Below are 16804 nucleotides of genomic sequence, written 5' to 3'. Positions count from 1 at the left end.
TTACACGTAAAATCTTTGCGTAGCTTAGTGCTTGACGTAGTCCAGCGTCTCTTTCAACTGCTGCTGCAGGGCTTCCCCGCCCAATTGCCGCACCTTGCCATCGATAAATATCTTCGAGATGATACCGGCATATTCACGATAATTGCGCAGCTCATAGGCCGCCGCCATCTTGTCGGCCGTGGCGCCGTCGGACTTGGCCAATTGCTCCATGATGGTGTGGAAGCGCTTATAGCGCTCATAACGGTTATGTTCGGCCTGGATCATGACGAACCACACCGCCGACCACGCGATCACGACCAGGGGCAGAACCAGCAGCCCCCACGCCACCATGTCTTCGGGGGTCGACAACATTACATCACCATTGTTTCTAAGCTTGAATTGGCTTCAGCTTAAACCAGAAAAGCCCTTAGCGCCCAAGGCTTTCGTGTCTGTGGTGTGTAAATTGTTCGCGATCTCGCGCAGTAGCGGGAATATTAACCACGCCACCATAAGGCGTCGCTGAGAAACTCGTTGTCACACTCTTCGTAATAGGTGGCGAGCTGGCTGGCATCTTCCGTGACGATGGTATTGATGGCGTCTGCGGCCTTTTGTGTATCAGCCTTAATCTCGTCCTCGCTCTTGCCACCGATGTCGCGATAGACGCCTTGGGCAACCTTTTGCGCGTCGAGGACCGCAGCGATATGGCTCCAGGGCCCGTTATCACTGATATACTCATAGGTACCCATGCAAATCAGAGCATGGTGAACATAGGTGGCGTCGTCTTCGCCCTCACCGCGTTCCTGAGTAAGGCCCGGAGTGGCGGCCAGAAGGCCGGCAAGGCAAACAAAGAGACTTGCACGTTTAATTATGGTCATCACTGATCGCTCCCTTTGAACAACTGATCGCAGAAACTTGTCAGTTCGCTGATATCGCCATTGCCCGCAGCAATATTGTCGGCGACCATCTTGTCTTCGGCAGGATAAAGATCGGCAACCTCGTCGTCGGACTCAATGTCGGCATAGTCGCGGAAAGCCAGGTCCGCATAGGTTCGCACCTTGCTGAGCTCTGCCAAGCGTTTGGCGTCACCCGTATGAGCGAGCTGATAGTCGTAGACGCCGACGCATTGCAGCGCCTGGTTGGCCTGACTGCGGGTAAAGTCGTCGAGACCATCGGCCTGGGCGTCCTGCGCCATCGCCGCCATTGCGGAAAATGCAGAGACGCACGCCACGACCGCTGCGATCCTGATGTTGAAACAGGCCATGGCCAACTCCCTTTTTTCAAGGGATAGGCTCAGTCTTAGCCACCAACAAGTCCCGACAGCAACCTGTCAGGATTTGTAACGAACTACCACCAACGGCTGGGCTTGGAGGTAAATCCGGCGGCCTTTTCCAGAACCGAAGCGATGGTCAGGACCGTGCCTTCGTCCAACGCCTTGCCGATGACTTGAAGCCCCAACGGCAAGCCCTGACTGTCGAGACCGGCGGGGACCGACAGGCCCGGCAGACCAGCCAGGTTGGTGGTGACGGTGAAAACATCGTTGAGATACATCTGTACCGGATCGGCAGCCTTGGCCTGGTCGCCCAACTCGAACGCAGCCGACGGCGTCGCCGGTGTCAGGATGACGTCGCAACTGTTCCAGGCATTGGTAAAATCCTCGGCGATACGGCGGCGAACCTTAAGCGCCTTGACATAATAGGCGTCATAAAAGCCGGCCGACAGCACATAGGTGCCGATCATGATGCGGCGCTTGACCTCCTTGCCGAAGCCTTCCGAGCGCGACAGCTCGTAGGTGTCGGTCAGGCTGGTCACGCCATCGGCGCGGTGGCCGAAACGCATGCCGTCATAGCGCGCCAGGTTGGACGAGGCTTCGGCCGGCGCGATGATGTAATAGCACGGCAGGGCATATTTGGTGTGCGGCAAGGAGATGCGCACGATCTCGGCGCCTGCGTCTTTCAGCCAGGCAATGCCCTGCTCCCAAAGGGCGTCGATCTCGGCCGGAATACCGTCAAGGCGATACTCATCGGGAATGCCGATACGCAGGCCCTTGATCGACTTGCCCAAAAAGGACGAGAAATCCGGCACCGGCAGGTTCAGCGACGTCGAGTCCTTCACATCGTGCGAGCACATGGCCTGCAACATGATGGCGGAGTCTTCGACCGTCTTGGTGATCGGACCGGCCTGGTCGAGCGACGACGCAAAGGCCACCATGCCATAGCGCGAACAACGGCCATAGGTCGGCTTGATACCGACGGTGCCGGTAAAGGCGGCCGGTTGGCGGATGGAACCGCCGGTATCCGACGCCGTCGCTGCCAGGCACAGATCGGCCGCGACCGCCGAGGCCGAACCACCCGACGAACCGCCGGGCGTCAAAGGGGCGTTCGAGGCGCGCGACTTCCACGGATTGGTCACCGAACCCCAATGCGAAGTCTCGTTCGACGACCCCATGGCGAATTCGTCCATATTGAGCTTGCCCAGCATGACGGCGCCGCCGTCCCACAGGTTCTGCGTCACGGTCGATTCGTAGGTCGGAACGAAATTGTCGAGAATGCCCGAGCACGCCGTCGTGCGCACGCCGGCCGTACAATAGAGATCCTTGATGCCGAGCGGTGCACCTTCGAGTGCGCGCGCTTCACCCGCGGCGATACGCTTGTCGGAATCGGCGGCCTGGGCGCGCGCCTTGTCGAACGTCGTGACGACATAGGCGTTCAGCGCCGGATTGGCGGATTCGATGGCGCCGATAAAGGCATTGGTCAGTTCCAGCGACGAAAACTCTTTCGCCGCCATGCCATCCAGGGCGCCCTTCAGGGTCAGCTTGGTCAGTTCGCTCATTATTCAACCACCTTCGGGACGACAAAGAAGCCATCGATCGACTTGGGTGCATTGGCGACAACCTGGGCAACCTTGTCGCCGTCGGAGACGACGTCATCGCGCATCGGGGTCGGCATTTCGACGGCCGTGGTCATCGGCTCGACGCCGGTAACGTCGACTTCATTCAACTGCTCGATCCAGCCGAGGATGCCGTTGAGTTCGCCGGCCAGGGTCTCCAGCCGTTCGTCGCTCTCTCTCAGGCGCGACAGGCTCGCTACCTTTTTGACGGTCGCCACATCGATGGCCATGTCAGGACTCCTTAAATAAGCAGAGGATCGGTTAGCGATTGGCGCCGGCTTTGACAAGGGGAAAGCGCGTTTTCCGGGTCACAAACGCAAGTCGGGCCGCACCTGCTCTCGACAGATGCGGCCCTTGCAACGGGTCGGCTTGACAGCGCCGGGGGGTGAGGAAAAGCCCTCTCAGGCCAACCCGATGAGATAATTCCAAGCCCAGCTCGTAACGGCTTGGCAAGGGCGACCGCCCGTCGCCGCCTTTGCGGCGAGCCACGCGGCGTTTGAGCTAAAAAATGCTGATCGTACCGGTCATTTCAATGACTGGCACGATCAGCGCGCGTTTTCCTGCGCCGGCATGATACGCGCCATGCGGTCGGGATCGGCGTCCATCTGCATATTGAGCTTGGTCAGCTCCGGTTGATGAAGATCCTTGACGGCGTCGTTCATCGCCTGGCGCTCGCAAGCGCGGTCGTCGGCTTCACGCCATTTCGGACCGGCACCTTCGCTTTCACAGACATATTGTGCGACTTGGTAAAGCTTGCGGTAGACGGCTTGCGTCTGTTCCCGGGACTTGAAATCGCTGTTGGCGAAGGTGACCGCGACACGGTCGGGGGTAAGATCCTGTGCCATGACGCCGGTGGCGCCGAGGGCGGTACAGGCAACGAAAGTCAAACAAACAATTTGGCGGATCATGATAGTTATTCCAATTTTAGTCGTGTGTTGAGGCGCTAAAGTATAAGTACACGAACAATAATTTGAATAAAACAACATTTTTATTAAACATAGTTTACAATATAAACAGTAATTCATGACCTTTTTGTAAAGTCATTACAAATGCAAAACAGGCATGCGGCTGGCGACCACATGCCTGTTTTTAAAGGTAAGCACTTATCCTTAGCGGGCGGCGGTATCCCGGGTCACATTCATGGCCAAGGCCGGCGCGTCGCGGTTGTCCAGGCCGGCCACCTGGGTCAGCTGCGGGCGGTTGATTTCGCGCACGGCGTTAGCGACGGCCGTGGCCTTGCACGCACGATCGAGGCGCTTAACCCCAACAGCGCTAACCGGAGCACCGCTATCGCAGACTTCGCGGGCAGCGATCTTGATCTGGTCGTAGAAGCGGTCGACCTGGGCAGAATCGTTGAAATCGACATGGGCGTAGGACAGTTGCAGTTGCGGTGCCTCGCCGTCCTGGGCGTTGGCGGCGACGGCGCCGAAAGCGGCGGGGATAAGCACGGCGGCACACAGAAGAGAGCGGATCATTGGGGTTTCTCCAGGATAAGTATTCATTGAAAGGCGCCAGCAATAAATACATCCATTTTTTGCCACTTGGAACATTAATATTATTAAATCGACGTCACATATTACCAAGCGTTCATATATTAACTTGTCGTAATGTTTTGCTTATTCATTTTCAATTGTAACCGTCACTTTTGCATCCATCCACGTTGACTCTCGCGGCCGCAGGCGTCAAAGCACGCGCCATGGCTGTCATCGACATCACCGAACTAACGGATAACCTGCCGCCGCGCCGCGCCCTGCTGGGCCTGGACCTGGGTGAGAAAACCATTGGCGTCGCCGTCTCCGACATTTCTCTGACCATCGCCTCGCCGCTGGAGCTAATCCGCAAAAGCAAGTTTACGTTTGAGGCCGAACGCCTGTTCCATCTGATGGCGACGCGCGAAGCCGCAGGCCTTATCATCGGTTTGCCGGTCAATATGGACGGCACCGAAGGCCCGCGCTGCCAATCCGTGCGCGCCTTTGCCCGCAACCTGTTGCGTCTTAAAGATCTGCCGATCGCCTTTTGGGACGAACGCTGGTCGTCGTCGGTGATGAACCGCTTTCTCATCGAGGAAGCCGACCTGTCGCGCGCCAAACGCGCCGAGGTCATCGACCGCAACGCCGCTGCCTATATATTGCAAGGCGCGCTCGACCGGATGAAGGCGCTATGACGTGGGCGATTATCCTGAATGGAATCGTCCCGGTCTTCCTGCTGATCGCCTTGGGCTATGGCCTTAAAAAGTCCGGCTTCCTGCCCCTGCCCGTCTGGCCGCCGATCGAGAAGTTCGCCGTCTATGTCCTTTATCCCGGCTGGCTGATCCCGGCCATCTGGCATGCCGACCTGTCGGGCTTCTCATCCGGCCCGGTTAGCCTCGGTGTCCTGGGGGCTGTCTTTATCGCCGCCGGCGTCGGTTTTGCCCTCAAACCCTTCTTGAGACTGTCGGGCCCAACCTTCACCAGCGTCTTTCAGGGCCTGATGCGGTTCAATTCCTTCGTCTTTATCCCGGTCGCCGCCGCGATCTTCGGCCCGACGGCCAACAGCATCGCCGCTGTCGCCATCTCGGCCCTGATCCCGGCCAGTAATATGATCTGTATCCTTGTCCTGGCCCAGTGGGGCGAACCCGAGGGCGAGGTTCCGGCCCGCACCCCGGCCTGGATGGCCAAGACCTTGCTGACCAATCCGATCTTCGCCTCATGCCTGATCGGGCTGGCGCTCAACTTCCTGCATATGCCGTCGATCGTTTTCGCCGAAAAGGTCCTTACTATGTTGGGCCAAGCCGCCATCCCGACCGGACTGATCCTGGCCGGCGCCGGCCTGTCCTTTGGCTATGTCTGGCGCCGCCCGATCCTGGTCAGCTTGGTCTCCCTGTTCAAGATCCTGGTCATGCCGGTCCTGGCCTGGGGCATCTGCTATGCACTCGGCGGCGACAAATTGGCCCAGGGCGTGGCCCTGGCCTGCGGCGCCGCGCCCTGCGCCGCTGCGGCCTATGTCCAGGCGCGTCATATGGGCGGCGACGCTCCGCTGATGGCCGGCATCGTCGCCATGACAACGACGCTTAGTGCGTTTACGATGCCGCTGCTGCTATATCTATTTCATTTGGCCTGACCGGCCGCGAGCCAACCATCGAATTGGCCGCCACCCATCAGATTGGCGACAAAGCCGAAGGTCGATTTCGACTCTTCCGCCGCCTTCACGAAAGCCGTCATGGCCGCCGAATGCAGCAGGCTGCCGAGCGATATCCGCCGCACGCCCAAGGCCGCCAACTCTGCGACCGATAACGGATTGGCACCAAGCCCGCCCAGCACATTAACCGGCCTATCGACGGCGCGACACACTGTACCGATCTCCTCGGCCGTCGTCAGCCCCGGCGCATAGAGCACGTCCGCCCCCGCCTGCTGATAGGCTTGCAGCCGGGCAATCGTATCGCTCAGATCGTTGCGGCCATGGAGATGGTTCTCACTCCGCGCCACCAGCATGAACCGGAATGACACGGCCTTGGCGGCTTCCGCGGCCGCGCGGATACGGTCGGCGGCATGGGCGATGTCGTAAAACGGATTGGCGGGATCACCGGTGGCGTCTTCGATCGAGCCGCCGACCAATCCGGCCGCCGCCCCGAGACGAATCGTTTCGGCGCAGGCTTCCGGATCGTGGCCGAAACCATTTTCCAAATCGGCCGCCAGCGGCAAATCCGTGGCATCGTTGAGATCACGAACATGCGCCAGCACATGATCGCGTCCGGCATTATAGTCGCTCACGCCCAATGATCGCGCATAGCCGGCGCTGGTCGTTGTCAAAGCCTTGAAGTCCAGCGCTGCCAGCAACCGCGCCGAACCGCGGTCCCACGGATTGGGAATGACGAAACAGCCGCTGTCGTGCAGGGCGGCAAAATCGGCGGCTTTCTCGGCTTGGGTTTTCATGGTGTAACTCCTGTTTCAGCGCGCGCCCGGCTTAAGCTCGCGCGCACCAAGAACCTGTCAGCATGCCCATCTGTTCGCAAGCCTTTGAAAGCGGCTTTTCATCGGCGGCGCAACCGCCTATACCGCGACAACTCCCGCCCTAACGGATTCCCGCCGCATGGACACGATCTCGTCGCGCCTCTTTCCCTTCCCCAAGCGCCACTTCCTGGCCGCCCAGGATCTCGATCCGCCCGATATCGTCAATCTCCTCGACCTAGCCGACGTTTTCGTCGACCTCAACCGGCAATCGACCAAGAAGCTCGACCTGCTCAAGGGCCGGACCATGGTCAACATGTTTTTCGAGAATTCGACGCGCACCCAGTCCAGTTTCGAACTGGCCGCCAAGCGCCTCGGCGCCGACACCATCAACATGTCGGCCAAGACCTCGTCGGTCACCAAGGGCGAAACCCTGATCGACACGGCAGTGACGCTTAACGCCATGAAGCCCGACCTGCTGGTCGTGCGCCACTCGGCCTCGGGCGCAGCGGCACTACTGGCGCAAAAGGTCGGCTGCTGCGTCGTCAACGCCGGCGATGGCCAACACCAGCACCCGACCCAGGCCCTGCTCGACATGTTGTCGATCCGTCGCGCCTTCGGCCACGTCGACGGCTTGGTCATCGCCATCTGCGGCGATGTCCTGCACAGCCGCGTCGCCCGCTCCAATGTCATATTGCTCAACGCCATGGGCGCCCACGTCCGCCTGGTCGGACCGCCGACGCTTATTCCTGGTGACGCAGACCAATGGGGCGCCGAGGTCTATCACGATATGCGCGAAGGCATTGCCGGCGCCAATGTCGTCATGATGCTGCGCCTGCAGCTGGAACGCATGGACGGCGCCTTCATCCCGTCGACGCGCGAATATTTCCGCTTCTTTGGCCTCGATCGCGAAAAGCTGGCCGTCGCCGCCAAGGGCCACAAGGTCATGCACCCCGGCCCGATGAACCGCGGCGTCGAGATCGACTCCGAAGTCGCCGACGACCTGTCGATCAGCCTGATCCAGGATCAGGTCGAGATGGGCGTCGCCGCCCGCATGGCCGTGCTGGCCTCCCTCGCGGCCCGTTTGGAGAACGACCGATGACCCCGTCCTCAAGCAGCGCCATAGCCTTCGTCAATGCCCGCATCATCGATCCGGCGACCGACTATGACGGCCCGGGTTCGGTCATCGTAGCCGAAGGCGTCATCGCCGACGTCATCCTGGGCGACGCCCATCCGACCGGCCATCCCGGCATCCGTGTCATCGACTGCGATGAAAACGCCCTGATGCCCGGCCTGATCGACATGCGCGTCAAGACCGGCGAACCCGGCCACGAGCCGGCCGAGACTCTGAAATCGGCGTCGCTCGCAGCGGCCGCCGGCGGTGTCACCTCCTTCGTCGTCCAGCCCGACACCGACCCGACGATCGACGAACCGGCCATGGTCGACTTTATCCTCAGGCGCGCCCGCGACATCGAACTGGTCCACGTCTATCCCGCTGGCGCCGCCACCAAGGGCCGCCGCGGCGACAAGATGGCCGAGATCGGCCTGATGAGCCAAGCCGGCGCGCTCTATTTTACCGACGTCGAAAACCCGATCGTCAATTCGAAGATCCTGCGCCGTATCCTGAGCTATGCCAACGGCTTCAACGCTCTGATCGCTCACCGCCCCAAAGAGCCTTGGCTGTCGGACGGCGCCGTCGCCACCGAAGGCGAGATGGCGGCACGCATGGGCCTGTCCGGCGTCCCGGCGCTCAGCGAACGCATCATGATGGAGCGCGACCTCGGCCTCGTCGAGCTGACCGGCGCCCGCTTCCTCGTCGACCAGGTGTCGACGCGCGAAGGCCTGATCTCGCTGGAACGCGCCAAGGCCAAGGAACTCGACGTCTATGCCTCGGTCAGCATCAACCACCTGATGTTCAATGAACTCGACATCGGCGACTACCGCACCTTCTACCGCCTCGACCCGCCTTTACGCGCCGAACGCGACCGCCTGGCCCTGATCGATGCTCTGGCCCAGGGCGTCATCGACGTCGTCGTCTCCAACCACAGCCCCGCCCCGGCCGAAGACAAGCGCCTGCCCTTCTCGGAAAGCACGCCCGGTGCCATCGGTTTGCAAACCCTACTCCCGGCCCTGATCGGCCTGCATCTCGAAAACGACATCCCGCTGATCGACCTGCTGCGCGCCGTCACCATCAACCCGGCGCAACTGCTGGGTCTGGAAGCCGGCCGCATCGCCCGCGGTGCCCCGGCCGACCTGATCCTGGTCGATGTCGAAGCCCCGTTTGCGTTGCGCGAAAAAGACATACTGTCGAAATCGAAGAACTCACCCTTTGAAAACCGCACATTACAGGGCAAGGTCCTGAAAACACTCGTCGATGGACGAGTCGTCTACGAGATCTAGGACTTCATGCCGCCCACCACCGACCTGATCATCTACGCACTGGCCCTGGTCGGCGGCTATCTGCTGGGCTCGATCCCGTTCGGCTATATCGCCGCCAAGGCCGCCGGCATCGATATCCGCACGGTCGGCTCCGGCAATATCGGCGCCACCAATGTCCTGCGCACCGGCCGCAAGGACCTGGCTGCCATCACCTTTATCGGCGATACCGGCAAGGGCGCCGCCGCCGTCGGCCTGGCCTGCCTGCTTCTGCTGAGCCAGGACATCGAGACCCGCCAGACCGCCATGGCTTTGGCCGGCGCCGCCGCCTTCCTCGGCCACCTCTTCCCCGTCTGGCTGAAGTTCAAGGGCGGCAAGGGCGTCGCGACCTTCTTAGGGACCGTCACGGCCGCCTGTTGGCCCATGGGCCTGATCGCCGCCGGCCTGTGGCTGTTGACCGCCTTCACCTTCCGCATCTCGTCGCTCAGCGCCCTGGTCGCCGCCGCCCTAGTCGTGCCGGTCGCCCTCCTCATGCCCTATGTCGATCCGGCCTATCCTTTTCTCGGCATGGCTTTGTTCATGGCGGTGCTCATCTATATCCGCCATCGCGACAATATCCGCCGCCTGCTCAAGGGCGAGGAACCGAAGATCGGCAAGAAGAAGGAAGCCACGCCTGACAAGGCGTGAGCCGGGAGCGCACTGTGGGCTTTGATAAAATCCAGGCTGCAGACAACCAAGCCGAGCGCGTGGCGCGCCTGCGCCTAGCCCGCACCAATCGCGTCGGTCCGGTCAATTTCGCCCAACTGATGTCCCGCTTCGGCAGCGCCCTGCGCGCCCTCGAAGAACTGCCCAATATCGTCAAGCGCACCGGCGGCAACTTTGTCGCCGCCCGCCAGGACAAGGTCGACGAGGAGCTCGGCCGCGCCGACAAGATCAAGGCCCGCCTTGTCCTGCTCGGCGACGACGACTACCCCCATCTGCTCCGCCAGATCGACGCCGCCCCGCCGGTCCTATGGACTCTCGGCCCGCTCACCACCTTGCCCAAAAAAGCCGTCGCCATTGTCGGCGCCCGCAATGCCTCCGCCGCCGGTCAGAAGATCGCCCAGCAACTCAGCCATGATCTCGCCGCCGCCGGCTACCTGATCGTCTCAGGCCTGGCGCGGGGCATCGACACCCGTGCGCACGAGCTGGGCTTGAAGACCGGCACGGTCGCCGTTCTCGGTGGCGGCGTCGACGACATCTATCCGCCGGAAAACGCCGAACTCTACGCCAAAATCGCCGCCGAGGGCCTGCTCGTCTCCGAATCACCCGTCGGCTACACTGCCCAGGCCCGCGACTTCCCGCGCCGCAATCGCCTGATCTCGGGCCTCAGCCTCGGCACCGTCGTCGTCGAAGCCGAACTGCGCTCGGGCTCGCTTATCACCGCCCGCCTGGCAGCCGAACAAAACCGCGAGGTCTTCGCCGTTCCCGGCTCGCCGCTCGATCCGCGCTGCCGCGGCTGCAACGACCTGCTACGTCAAGGCGCAAATCTGTGCGAAACGGCCGACGACGTCCTGCGCGTGCTCGATTCGCAGATGGGTTTCGATGAACCGCCCGCTCCCGGCTACACCACCGGCGGCGGCCCCGATCCCCACGCCGAAGCCCATATCGCCAAGGTGACTCGGCAATTGTTGGGCCTGATTAGCCAGACGCCGGTGCACCGTGACGAACTGCTGCGCCTGACCGGTGCACCACCCTATATCGGCCTGGCCTCGTTAAGCGAACTTGAGATCGCCGGCATCATCGAAAGCCACGAAGGCGGCTTCTATTCACGTCTTTAAAATTCGACCCGGCACCTACCTGTTTTCGGCCATTTCACTTTATGGCGTTGACATAACCGGACGGGATTAGCATGTATGCGGCGCCGCAATGCGTTTCCGGCTTCAGAGTCCGCGTTACACCACCACCTTATTTTCGCGCTTGATTCGCCTGTTTAAGAGATTTCATGACCGTTGTTATCGTAGAGAGCCCGGCCAAGGCCAAGACCATCAACAAGTATCTCGGCAAGGGATTCACCGTGCTGGCCAGCTTCGGCCACATCCGTGACCTGCCGTCAAAGGATGGTTCGGTAAAGCCCGATGATGACTTCGCCATGACCTGGGAGATGGACCCCAAATCGGCCAAGCGCATGAACGACATCGCCGATGCCATCAAGACCAGCGACCGCGTTATTCTCGCGACCGACCCGGATCGCGAAGGTGAAGCCATTTCGTGGCACCTGCTCGAGGTCCTGAATAAAAAGAAGGGCCTGATGAAGGACAAGAAGGTCCAGCGCGTGACCTTCAACGCCATCACCCAGTCCTCGGTCCAAACCGCCATGGCGGCGCCGCGCGATATCGACATGGAGCTGGTCGACGCCTATCTAGCGCGCCGGGCCCTCGACTATCTCGTCGGCTTCACCCTGTCGCCGGTCCTGTGGCGCAAGCTGCCGGGCGCCCGCTCGGCCGGCCGCGTCCAGTCGGTCGCGCTCAAGATCGTCTGCGACCGCGAAATCGAAATCGAGAAATTCCGTACCGAGGAATACTGGACCGTCGACGCCGAGGTCTCGGCCAATTCGCCGCCGTTCAACGCCAAACTGTTCATGCTGAACGGCAAACGCCTGGCCAAGTTCGACCTGCCCAACGAAGCCGCCGCTCACGGCGCCCGCGACACCGTGCGCAATTCGACCTTCACCATTACCGAGGTCGAACAAAAACCCGGCAAGAAGAGCCCGCCGCCGCCCTTCACCACCTCGACCCTGCAGCAGGAAGCGGCGCGCAAGCTCGGCTTCAGCGCCACCCGCACCATGCAGACGGCGCAAAAACTTTATGAAGGCGTCGATATCGGCGGCGAAACCGTCGGTCTCATCACCTATATGCGGACCGACGGCGTCTATGTCGAACCCAGCGCCATCAGCGAAATGCGCTCACTGATCGGAGAACGCTTCGGCGCCGCCTACGTCCCCGAACAACCACGCTTCTATAAAGCCAAGGCCAAAAACGCCCAGGAAGCCCACGAAGCCATCCGCCCGACCTCCTTCTATCGCCGCCCGGAAACCCTGCGCCTCGAAGGCGATCAGGCCCGGCTCTACGAGCTGATCTGGAAGCGCACCATGGCGTCGCAGATGGAACAGGCGCGCGTCGAAAACACCTCGATCAACCTGATGAGCGGCGACCAGAAGACCGGCCTGCGCGCCACCGGCCAGGTCGTCACCTTCGATGGCTTCATGGCGGTCTACGAAGAAGGCCGCGACGACGAAACCGACGAGGAAGGCGGCCGCCTGCCCGCCGTGAAATCCGGCACGATCGCCAGCGTCCACAAGGCCGAAGCCGACCAGCACTTCACCGAACCGCCCCCGCGCTATTCCGAAGCCACCCTGGTCAAGAAGCTGGAAGAGCTCGGCATCGGCCGGCCGTCGACCTATGCCTCCATACTCGGCGTTCTACGCGACCGCGCCTATGTCCGCATGGACAAGAACCGCTTTATCCCGGAAGACAAGGGCCGCCTGGTCACCGCCTTCCTCGACCAATTCTTCCACCGTTACGTTCAATACGACTTCACGGCGGCGCTCGAAGAAAAGCTCGATCTCGTCTCGTCGGGCGATCTCGACTACAAGCAATTACTTCGCGATTTCTGGAAAGATTTCCACGCCGCCGCCGAAAGCATGACCGAACTGCGCGTCACCCAGGTGCTGGATGCCCTCAATGAGTCGCTCGGGCCACACATCTTCCCGGACAAGGGCGACGGCACCAATCCGCGCGCCTGCCCGTCGTGCTCGAACGGCATATTGAGCCTGAAAACCTCGCGTTTTGGGGCCTTTATCGGCTGCGCCAACTATCCGGAATGCAAATACACCCGCCCGGTCGGCTCTCCCGACGCCGAGGCCGAAGGCGCCGTCTCCGGCGACAAGGACCTGGGTACGGATCCCGAAACCGGCAAGGTCGTTTCGATGAAAATTGGTCGTTTCGGCCCCTATGTGCAACTGGGCGAAGCCGAGTCCAAGGACGACAAGCCCAAGCGCTCGTCCCTACCCAAGGCATGGCCGCCGGCGACGATCGATCTCGACCGCGCGCTCAAGCTCCTGAGCTTGCCGCGCACCATTGGCCTCAACCCCGAAGACGGCAAGCCGATCACCGCCGGCCTCGGCCGCTTTGGTCCGTTCATCGCCTCCGACGGCACCTACGCCAACCTTTCCGGTTTTGATGAAATATTCGAAGTCGGCCTCAACCGCGCCGTTACCCTGCTCGCCGAAAAGCGCGCCGGCGGCGGCAAGGGCGGCCGCGGCGCCGCGGCTGCGCCTTTGAAGGAACTCGGCACCTATGGCGAAGGCGGCGACAAGATCTCGGTCATGGCCGGCAAGTACGGGCCGTACATCAAGTGCGGCAAGGTCAATGCCACCCTGCCCAAGGACATGACGCCCGAAACCGTGACCTTGGAACAGGCCATGGAGCTGATCAAGGCCAAGGGCGGCGCTGCGGCCAAGAAGGCCCCAGCGAAAAAAGCCCCTGCCAAGAAACCCGCTGCCAAGGCCACGGCCGCGAAAAAGCCGGCGGCCAAAAAGGCAGCGCCGGTAAAGAAGGCCAAGACAGCTTAAGAAGGTTTTCCACAGATTACACAGATGGCGCTACGCGCCTGCGCAGATTATATGCGTAAAAGCCGGTGGATATCATCCACCGGCTTTTACGCATAATGACTTTAGTTTGGTCGCTCCCGTTCCCCTCGCCCATTTCAAGGGGAGAGGCCAGGCGGCCGCTGCCGTGGCCGAAGGCCGGCTGAGGGTTTCTTTCTTCTATCAGCAGATTAATCTGAAAGCATCGTGCTCTAATAATCTGTGTAGGCGCGTAGCGCCATCTGTGTAATCTGTGGAAAACCCTTCCGCCCTCGCCACAAGCTCAATCGGCGATATCGAAATGCGCCTTGATCTTCTTCGACTTTTTGTCGACATAGCACGCCGCATGGTCCTTGCCGGAAACCGGCTTGCCCAACGCATCCGTCTGGCATTCGATAAAATCCGGGTCGGCCAGCATATGGTCCGCCTTATACTTGGCGCGGAAATACATGTAGCCGAGGAAGGCGCCGATGGCCAACAGCGCAACACTTACGATCAGTCCCATAACCAGTCTCCATTCTGTGTGAAGCCCAACCGTTAACCAAGCCGGCATAAGTATCCAATGGGAGTCACACCGGCGATTTATTACCGCGGGGGTAGCCTCACCCCCGACTCTCCCTTACATATGGGGCATGAAACCACCCAAACCTCCCAAACCCTCCTTCCCCAAAGGCCTGCCCGACGACAAAACTCTGCTCGACGTGCTCAATTCACGCGGCGAGCAAGGCCTGTCCGACCTGGCGCGCACCTTCGGTTTGAAAGGCGCCGAGCGCAAGGAACTGCGCCACCGCCTGAAGGCCCTCGGCGAAAAAGGCGCGCTCGACATGCGCGGCCGCAAGACCTTTGGCGCCATGGGCTCCCTCCCCGACACCGGCGTCTGCGAAGTCGTCGAACGCGATGTCGATGGCGAGCTGTGGGTCCAGTGGGGGCGCCCGGCTGAGGGAAAGCCTGACGCCAAAACCAAAGCGCCTCTCGCTCGCCTCGCCCCGCTGAAAAAATCCGCCGTCCAGACCCCGCCGGCCATGGGCGATCGCATCTTTGCCCGTTTCGAAAAGACCTCCGACGGCTGGGTCGCCCATCTGATCAAGATCCTCGACGCCGGCGCGCCCAAGATCGTCGGCGTGGTGCGCAAGGGCCGCAAGGAAATCCGCCTCGAAAGCGTCAACCGCAAGACCAAGGAAAACTACACCCTGACCGGCCCCGGCCTCGATGYGCTCGAAGACGGCGATGTCGTGGTCGCCGCTCCCGTCGGCGGTATTACCCGTTTCGGCCCCAAGCCCGCCAAGGTCGTCGAGGTCATCGGCAAGGAGGACGAACCCCGCGTCGCCTCCATCATGGCCATCCACAGCCACGGCCTGCCGATCGGCTTCAACGCCGACACTGAACTCGAAGCCAAGTCCGCCACCGCGCCAGGCCTCGGCAAGCGCACCGACCTGCGCGACCTGCCCTTCGTCACCATCGACCCGGTCGACGCCAAGGACCATGATGACGCCGTCTATGCCCACAAGGACGAGGACGAAGCCAATCCCGGCGGCTGGATCGTCTGGGTCGCCATCGCTGACGTCGCTCATTATGTCACGCCCAACTCGTCGCTCGACCGTGAGGCCCGCGACAAGGGCAATTCGACCTATTTCCCCGACCGCGTCGAACCCATGCTGCCACACGTCCTCTCGAGCGGCCTGTGCAGCCTCCAGGAAGGCGAGAACCGTGCCACCCTGGCCGTTCGCATGACCTTCAGCGCCGACGGCAAGAAGGTCGCCCACAAGTTCGTCCGCGGTTTGATGCGCTCCGCCGCCAAGCTGTCCTACGAACAAGTCCAGGCCGCCATCGACGGCAATCCCGACGACAAGACGGGCGCGATCCTCGATCCCCTGCTCAAGCCGTTATGGGAGGCCCATGCCTGCCTGACGCGTGGCCGCAATATCCGCCAGCCCCTGCATATCAATTCTCCGGAACGCAAGATCACGCTCGACGCTGACGGCAAAGTGATCGCCATCGAACCTCGCAAATCGCTCGATGCCATGCAACTCATCGAAGAGATGATGATCCAAGCCAATGTCAGTGCCGCCGAAACGCTGGAAAAGCACAAGACGCCGCTGATCTTCCGCGTCCACGAAGCCCCTTCGCTGGAAAAGATCGGCAACCTTGCCGACTTCCTGCAAACCCTCGGCATCCCGTGGAACAAGGGCGAGGCCCCGAAGACCGACCGTTTCAACAAACTCCTCGACGGCCAAAAGGACGGCCCTCACGCCGAAATCATCAACGAAGTCGTCCTGCGCACCCAGATGCAGGCCCATTACTCGCCGGAAAACTTCGGCCACTTCGGCCTCAATCTCGACCACTATGCCCACTTTACCTCACCGATCCGCCGCTATGCCGACCTTGTCGTCCACCGCGGCCTGATCCGCGCCCTGAAACTGGGCGACGACGGCCTGACCGACTACGAGATCAAGACGCTGAAGGACACGGCCGAGCACATCACCGCCACCGAGCGCCGTTCGATGCAGGCCGAACGCGAGGCCATCGAGCGCTATATCGCCGCCTTCCTGCACGATAAGGTCGGCGCCACCTTCCAGGGCCGCATCGTCGGCGTCACGCGTTTCGGCCTGTTCGTCAAACTGACCGACACCGGCGCCGACGGCATCATCCCGATGACCTCGCTGAAGGACGACTATTTCGTCCATGACGACGTGCAACACGCCCTGATCGGTCAGAAGACCGGCCTGCGCTGGCGCCTGGGCTCCAATATCGAGGTCGAGCTGATGGAGGCCATGCCGATCACCGGCGGGCTGGTGTTCAAGGCGATCAGCGAACCCGAAGCCCCCGATCCCAATGCCCCGCATCCACGTCTGGGCGTCCGCAAGCGGGTCGGCGATTTCCAGCCCCGCGGCGGCAAGCCTGGTGGTAAGCCCGGCGGAGGACGGCCAAAAGGCTTCGTCCCGCCGGGCAGCCGCGCCGCCCCCAAACAGGGCGTCAAGAATATGAAGAAGAAAAAAAAGCGGTGAATGCG

The 16804-nt window shown here is 61.5% G+C and carries 17 protein-coding genes; 8 read left to right on the top strand and 9 right to left on the bottom strand.

The window, feature by feature from the left end; all coding sequences use genetic code 11:
- Positions 1–24 precede the first annotated feature (24 nt).
- From AC1DX3_RS22415 to AC1DX3_RS22385, 7 genes are all read right to left on the bottom strand, one after another.
- Positions 25–351 (bottom strand): hypothetical protein, encoded by a 327-nt coding sequence (locus AC1DX3_RS22415; protein ID WP_476991577.1) that lies wholly within the window; start codon positions 349–351, stop codon positions 25–27.
- 122 nt (positions 352–473) lie between these two features.
- Positions 474–854, bottom strand: coding sequence for a hypothetical protein (locus AC1DX3_RS22410; RefSeq protein WP_476991576.1), 381 nt, complete (start codon positions 852–854; stop codon positions 474–476).
- Positions 854–1240 (bottom strand): hypothetical protein, encoded by a 387-nt coding sequence (locus tag AC1DX3_RS22405; RefSeq protein WP_476991575.1) that lies wholly within the window; start codon positions 1238–1240, stop codon positions 854–856. The genes AC1DX3_RS22410 and AC1DX3_RS22405 overlap by 1 nt, the downstream gene beginning before the upstream one ends.
- Before the next feature lie 83 nt (positions 1241–1323).
- Entirely contained in the window at positions 1324–2808 is a 1485-nt protein-coding gene (gene gatA, locus AC1DX3_RS22400) for an Asp-tRNA(Asn)/Glu-tRNA(Gln) amidotransferase subunit GatA (RefSeq protein ID WP_476991574.1), read from the bottom strand.
- Positions 2808–3095 (bottom strand): Asp-tRNA(Asn)/Glu-tRNA(Gln) amidotransferase subunit GatC, encoded by a 288-nt coding sequence (gene gatC / locus AC1DX3_RS22395; RefSeq protein ID WP_476991573.1) that lies wholly within the window; start codon positions 3093–3095, stop codon positions 2808–2810. The genes gatA and gatC overlap by 1 nt, the downstream gene beginning before the upstream one ends.
- A 315-nt stretch (positions 3096–3410) precedes the next feature.
- Positions 3411–3773, bottom strand: a complete 363-nt coding sequence (locus AC1DX3_RS22390; protein ID WP_476991572.1) for a UrcA family protein — start codon at positions 3771–3773, stop codon at positions 3411–3413.
- Positions 3774–3974: 201 nt separating this feature from the next.
- The gene (locus tag AC1DX3_RS22385) at positions 3975–4340 is read right to left on the bottom strand and encodes a UrcA family protein (RefSeq protein ID WP_476991571.1); all 366 of its coding nucleotides are present in this window, start codon (positions 4338–4340) and stop codon (positions 3975–3977) included.
- Between the two features lie 221 nt (positions 4341–4561).
- Between AC1DX3_RS22385 and ruvX the strand changes: the two genes are divergently transcribed.
- Both ruvX and AC1DX3_RS22375 read left to right on the top strand, forming a co-directional pair.
- Complete coding sequence (ruvX, locus tag AC1DX3_RS22380; protein WP_476991570.1) at positions 4562–5029, top strand: Holliday junction resolvase RuvX; 468 nt, start codon at positions 4562–4564, stop codon at positions 5027–5029.
- The gene (locus AC1DX3_RS22375; RefSeq protein ID WP_476991569.1) at positions 5026–5964 is read left to right on the top strand and encodes an AEC family transporter; all 939 of its coding nucleotides are present in this window, start codon (positions 5026–5028) and stop codon (positions 5962–5964) included. Before ruvX ends, AC1DX3_RS22375 begins: the two co-directional genes overlap by 4 nt.
- On the opposite strand, the gene AC1DX3_RS22370 is transcribed toward AC1DX3_RS22375, so the two are convergent.
- Positions 5952–6776: an isocitrate lyase/PEP mutase family protein gene (locus tag AC1DX3_RS22370; protein WP_476991568.1), complete on the bottom strand. Its 825-nt coding sequence runs from the start codon at positions 6774–6776 to the stop codon at positions 5952–5954. The two genes, AC1DX3_RS22375 and AC1DX3_RS22370, sit on opposite strands and share 13 nt — an antisense overlap.
- A 157-nt stretch (positions 6777–6933) precedes the next feature.
- Between AC1DX3_RS22370 and AC1DX3_RS22365 the strand changes: the two genes are divergently transcribed.
- The 5 genes from AC1DX3_RS22365 to topA all read left to right on the top strand — a co-directional run bounded on the left by AC1DX3_RS22365 (position 6934) and on the right by topA (position 13779).
- Entirely contained in the window at positions 6934–7893 is a 960-nt protein-coding gene (locus AC1DX3_RS22365) for an aspartate carbamoyltransferase catalytic subunit (RefSeq protein ID WP_476991567.1), read from the top strand.
- Positions 7890–9191: a dihydroorotase gene (gene pyrC, locus AC1DX3_RS22360; protein WP_476991566.1), complete on the top strand. Its 1302-nt coding sequence runs from the start codon at positions 7890–7892 to the stop codon at positions 9189–9191. The genes AC1DX3_RS22365 and pyrC overlap by 4 nt, the downstream gene beginning before the upstream one ends.
- A 6-nt stretch (positions 9192–9197) precedes the next feature.
- Positions 9198–9854 carry a glycerol-3-phosphate 1-O-acyltransferase PlsY gene (gene plsY, locus AC1DX3_RS22355; protein WP_476991565.1) on the top strand — a complete coding sequence of 219 codons (657 nt, stop codon included), beginning with the start codon at positions 9198–9200 and terminating at the stop codon, positions 9852–9854.
- A 14-nt stretch (positions 9855–9868) separates the two neighbouring features.
- Positions 9869–10987: a DNA-processing protein DprA gene (gene dprA, locus AC1DX3_RS22350; protein ID WP_476991564.1), complete on the top strand. Its 1119-nt coding sequence runs from the start codon at positions 9869–9871 to the stop codon at positions 10985–10987.
- Between the two features lie 164 nt (positions 10988–11151).
- Positions 11152–13779 (top strand): type I DNA topoisomerase, encoded by a 2628-nt coding sequence (topA, locus tag AC1DX3_RS22345; RefSeq protein ID WP_476991563.1) that lies wholly within the window; start codon positions 11152–11154, stop codon positions 13777–13779.
- A 298-nt stretch (positions 13780–14077) separates the two neighbouring features.
- Here topA and AC1DX3_RS22340 read toward each other — a convergent pair whose 3' ends face one another.
- Positions 14078–14299 carry a hypothetical protein gene (locus AC1DX3_RS22340; RefSeq protein WP_476991562.1) on the bottom strand — a complete coding sequence of 74 codons (222 nt, stop codon included), beginning with the start codon at positions 14297–14299 and terminating at the stop codon, positions 14078–14080.
- Between the two features lie 127 nt (positions 14300–14426).
- Here AC1DX3_RS22340 and rnr point away from each other — a divergent pair, with 127 nt between their 5' ends.
- On the top strand, positions 14427–16799 hold the full coding sequence (gene rnr / locus AC1DX3_RS22335) for a ribonuclease R (RefSeq protein WP_476991561.1): 2373 nt from the start codon (positions 14427–14429) through the stop codon (positions 16797–16799).
- Positions 16800–16804: the final 5 nt, after the last annotated feature.

The organism is Asticcacaulis sp. P2_B1 (assembly GCF_056404915.1).
Note: the sequence above shows the minus strand (reverse complement) of the source record. Positions and strands in the feature narration are given on the sequence as shown.

Bases quoted from the DNA above. Each gene is read 5' to 3' on its own strand.
- AC1DX3_RS22370 (WP_476991568.1), bottom strand. From the start codon at position 6,776: ATGAAAACCCAAGCCGAGAAAGCCGCCGATTTTGCCGCCCTGCACGAC.
- AC1DX3_RS22410 (WP_476991576.1), bottom strand. From the start codon at position 854: ATGACCATAATTAAACGTGCAAGTCTCTTTGTTTGCCTTGCCGGCCTT.
- AC1DX3_RS22390 (WP_476991572.1), bottom strand. From the start codon at position 3,773: ATGATCCGCCAAATTGTTTGTTTGACTTTCGTTGCCTGTACCGCCCTC.
- AC1DX3_RS22365 (WP_476991567.1), top strand. From the start codon at position 6,934: ATGGACACGATCTCGTCGCGCCTCTTTCCCTTCCCCAAGCGCCACTTC.
- pyrC (WP_476991566.1), top strand. From the start codon at position 7,890: ATGACCCCGTCCTCAAGCAGCGCCATAGCCTTCGTCAATGCCCGCATC.
- AC1DX3_RS22385 (WP_476991571.1), bottom strand. From the start codon at position 4,340: ATGATCCGCTCTCTTCTGTGTGCCGCCGTGCTTATCCCCGCCGCTTTC.
- gatC (WP_476991573.1), bottom strand. From the start codon at position 3,095: ATGGCCATCGATGTGGCGACCGTCAAAAAGGTAGCGAGCCTGTCGCGC.
- AC1DX3_RS22405 (WP_476991575.1), bottom strand. From the start codon at position 1,240: ATGGCCTGTTTCAACATCAGGATCGCAGCGGTCGTGGCGTGCGTCTCT.
- ruvX (WP_476991570.1), top strand. From the start codon at position 4,562: ATGGCTGTCATCGACATCACCGAACTAACGGATAACCTGCCGCCGCGC.
- AC1DX3_RS22415 (WP_476991577.1), bottom strand. From the start codon at position 351: ATGTTGTCGACCCCCGAAGACATGGTGGCGTGGGGGCTGCTGGTTCTG.
- AC1DX3_RS22340 (WP_476991562.1), bottom strand. From the start codon at position 14,299: ATGGGACTGATCGTAAGTGTTGCGCTGTTGGCCATCGGCGCCTTCCTC.
- plsY (WP_476991565.1), top strand. From the start codon at position 9,198: ATGCCGCCCACCACCGACCTGATCATCTACGCACTGGCCCTGGTCGGC.
- topA (WP_476991563.1), top strand. From the start codon at position 11,152: ATGACCGTTGTTATCGTAGAGAGCCCGGCCAAGGCCAAGACCATCAAC.
- gatA (WP_476991574.1), bottom strand. From the start codon at position 2,808: ATGAGCGAACTGACCAAGCTGACCCTGAAGGGCGCCCTGGATGGCATG.
- AC1DX3_RS22375 (WP_476991569.1), top strand. From the start codon at position 5,026: ATGACGTGGGCGATTATCCTGAATGGAATCGTCCCGGTCTTCCTGCTG.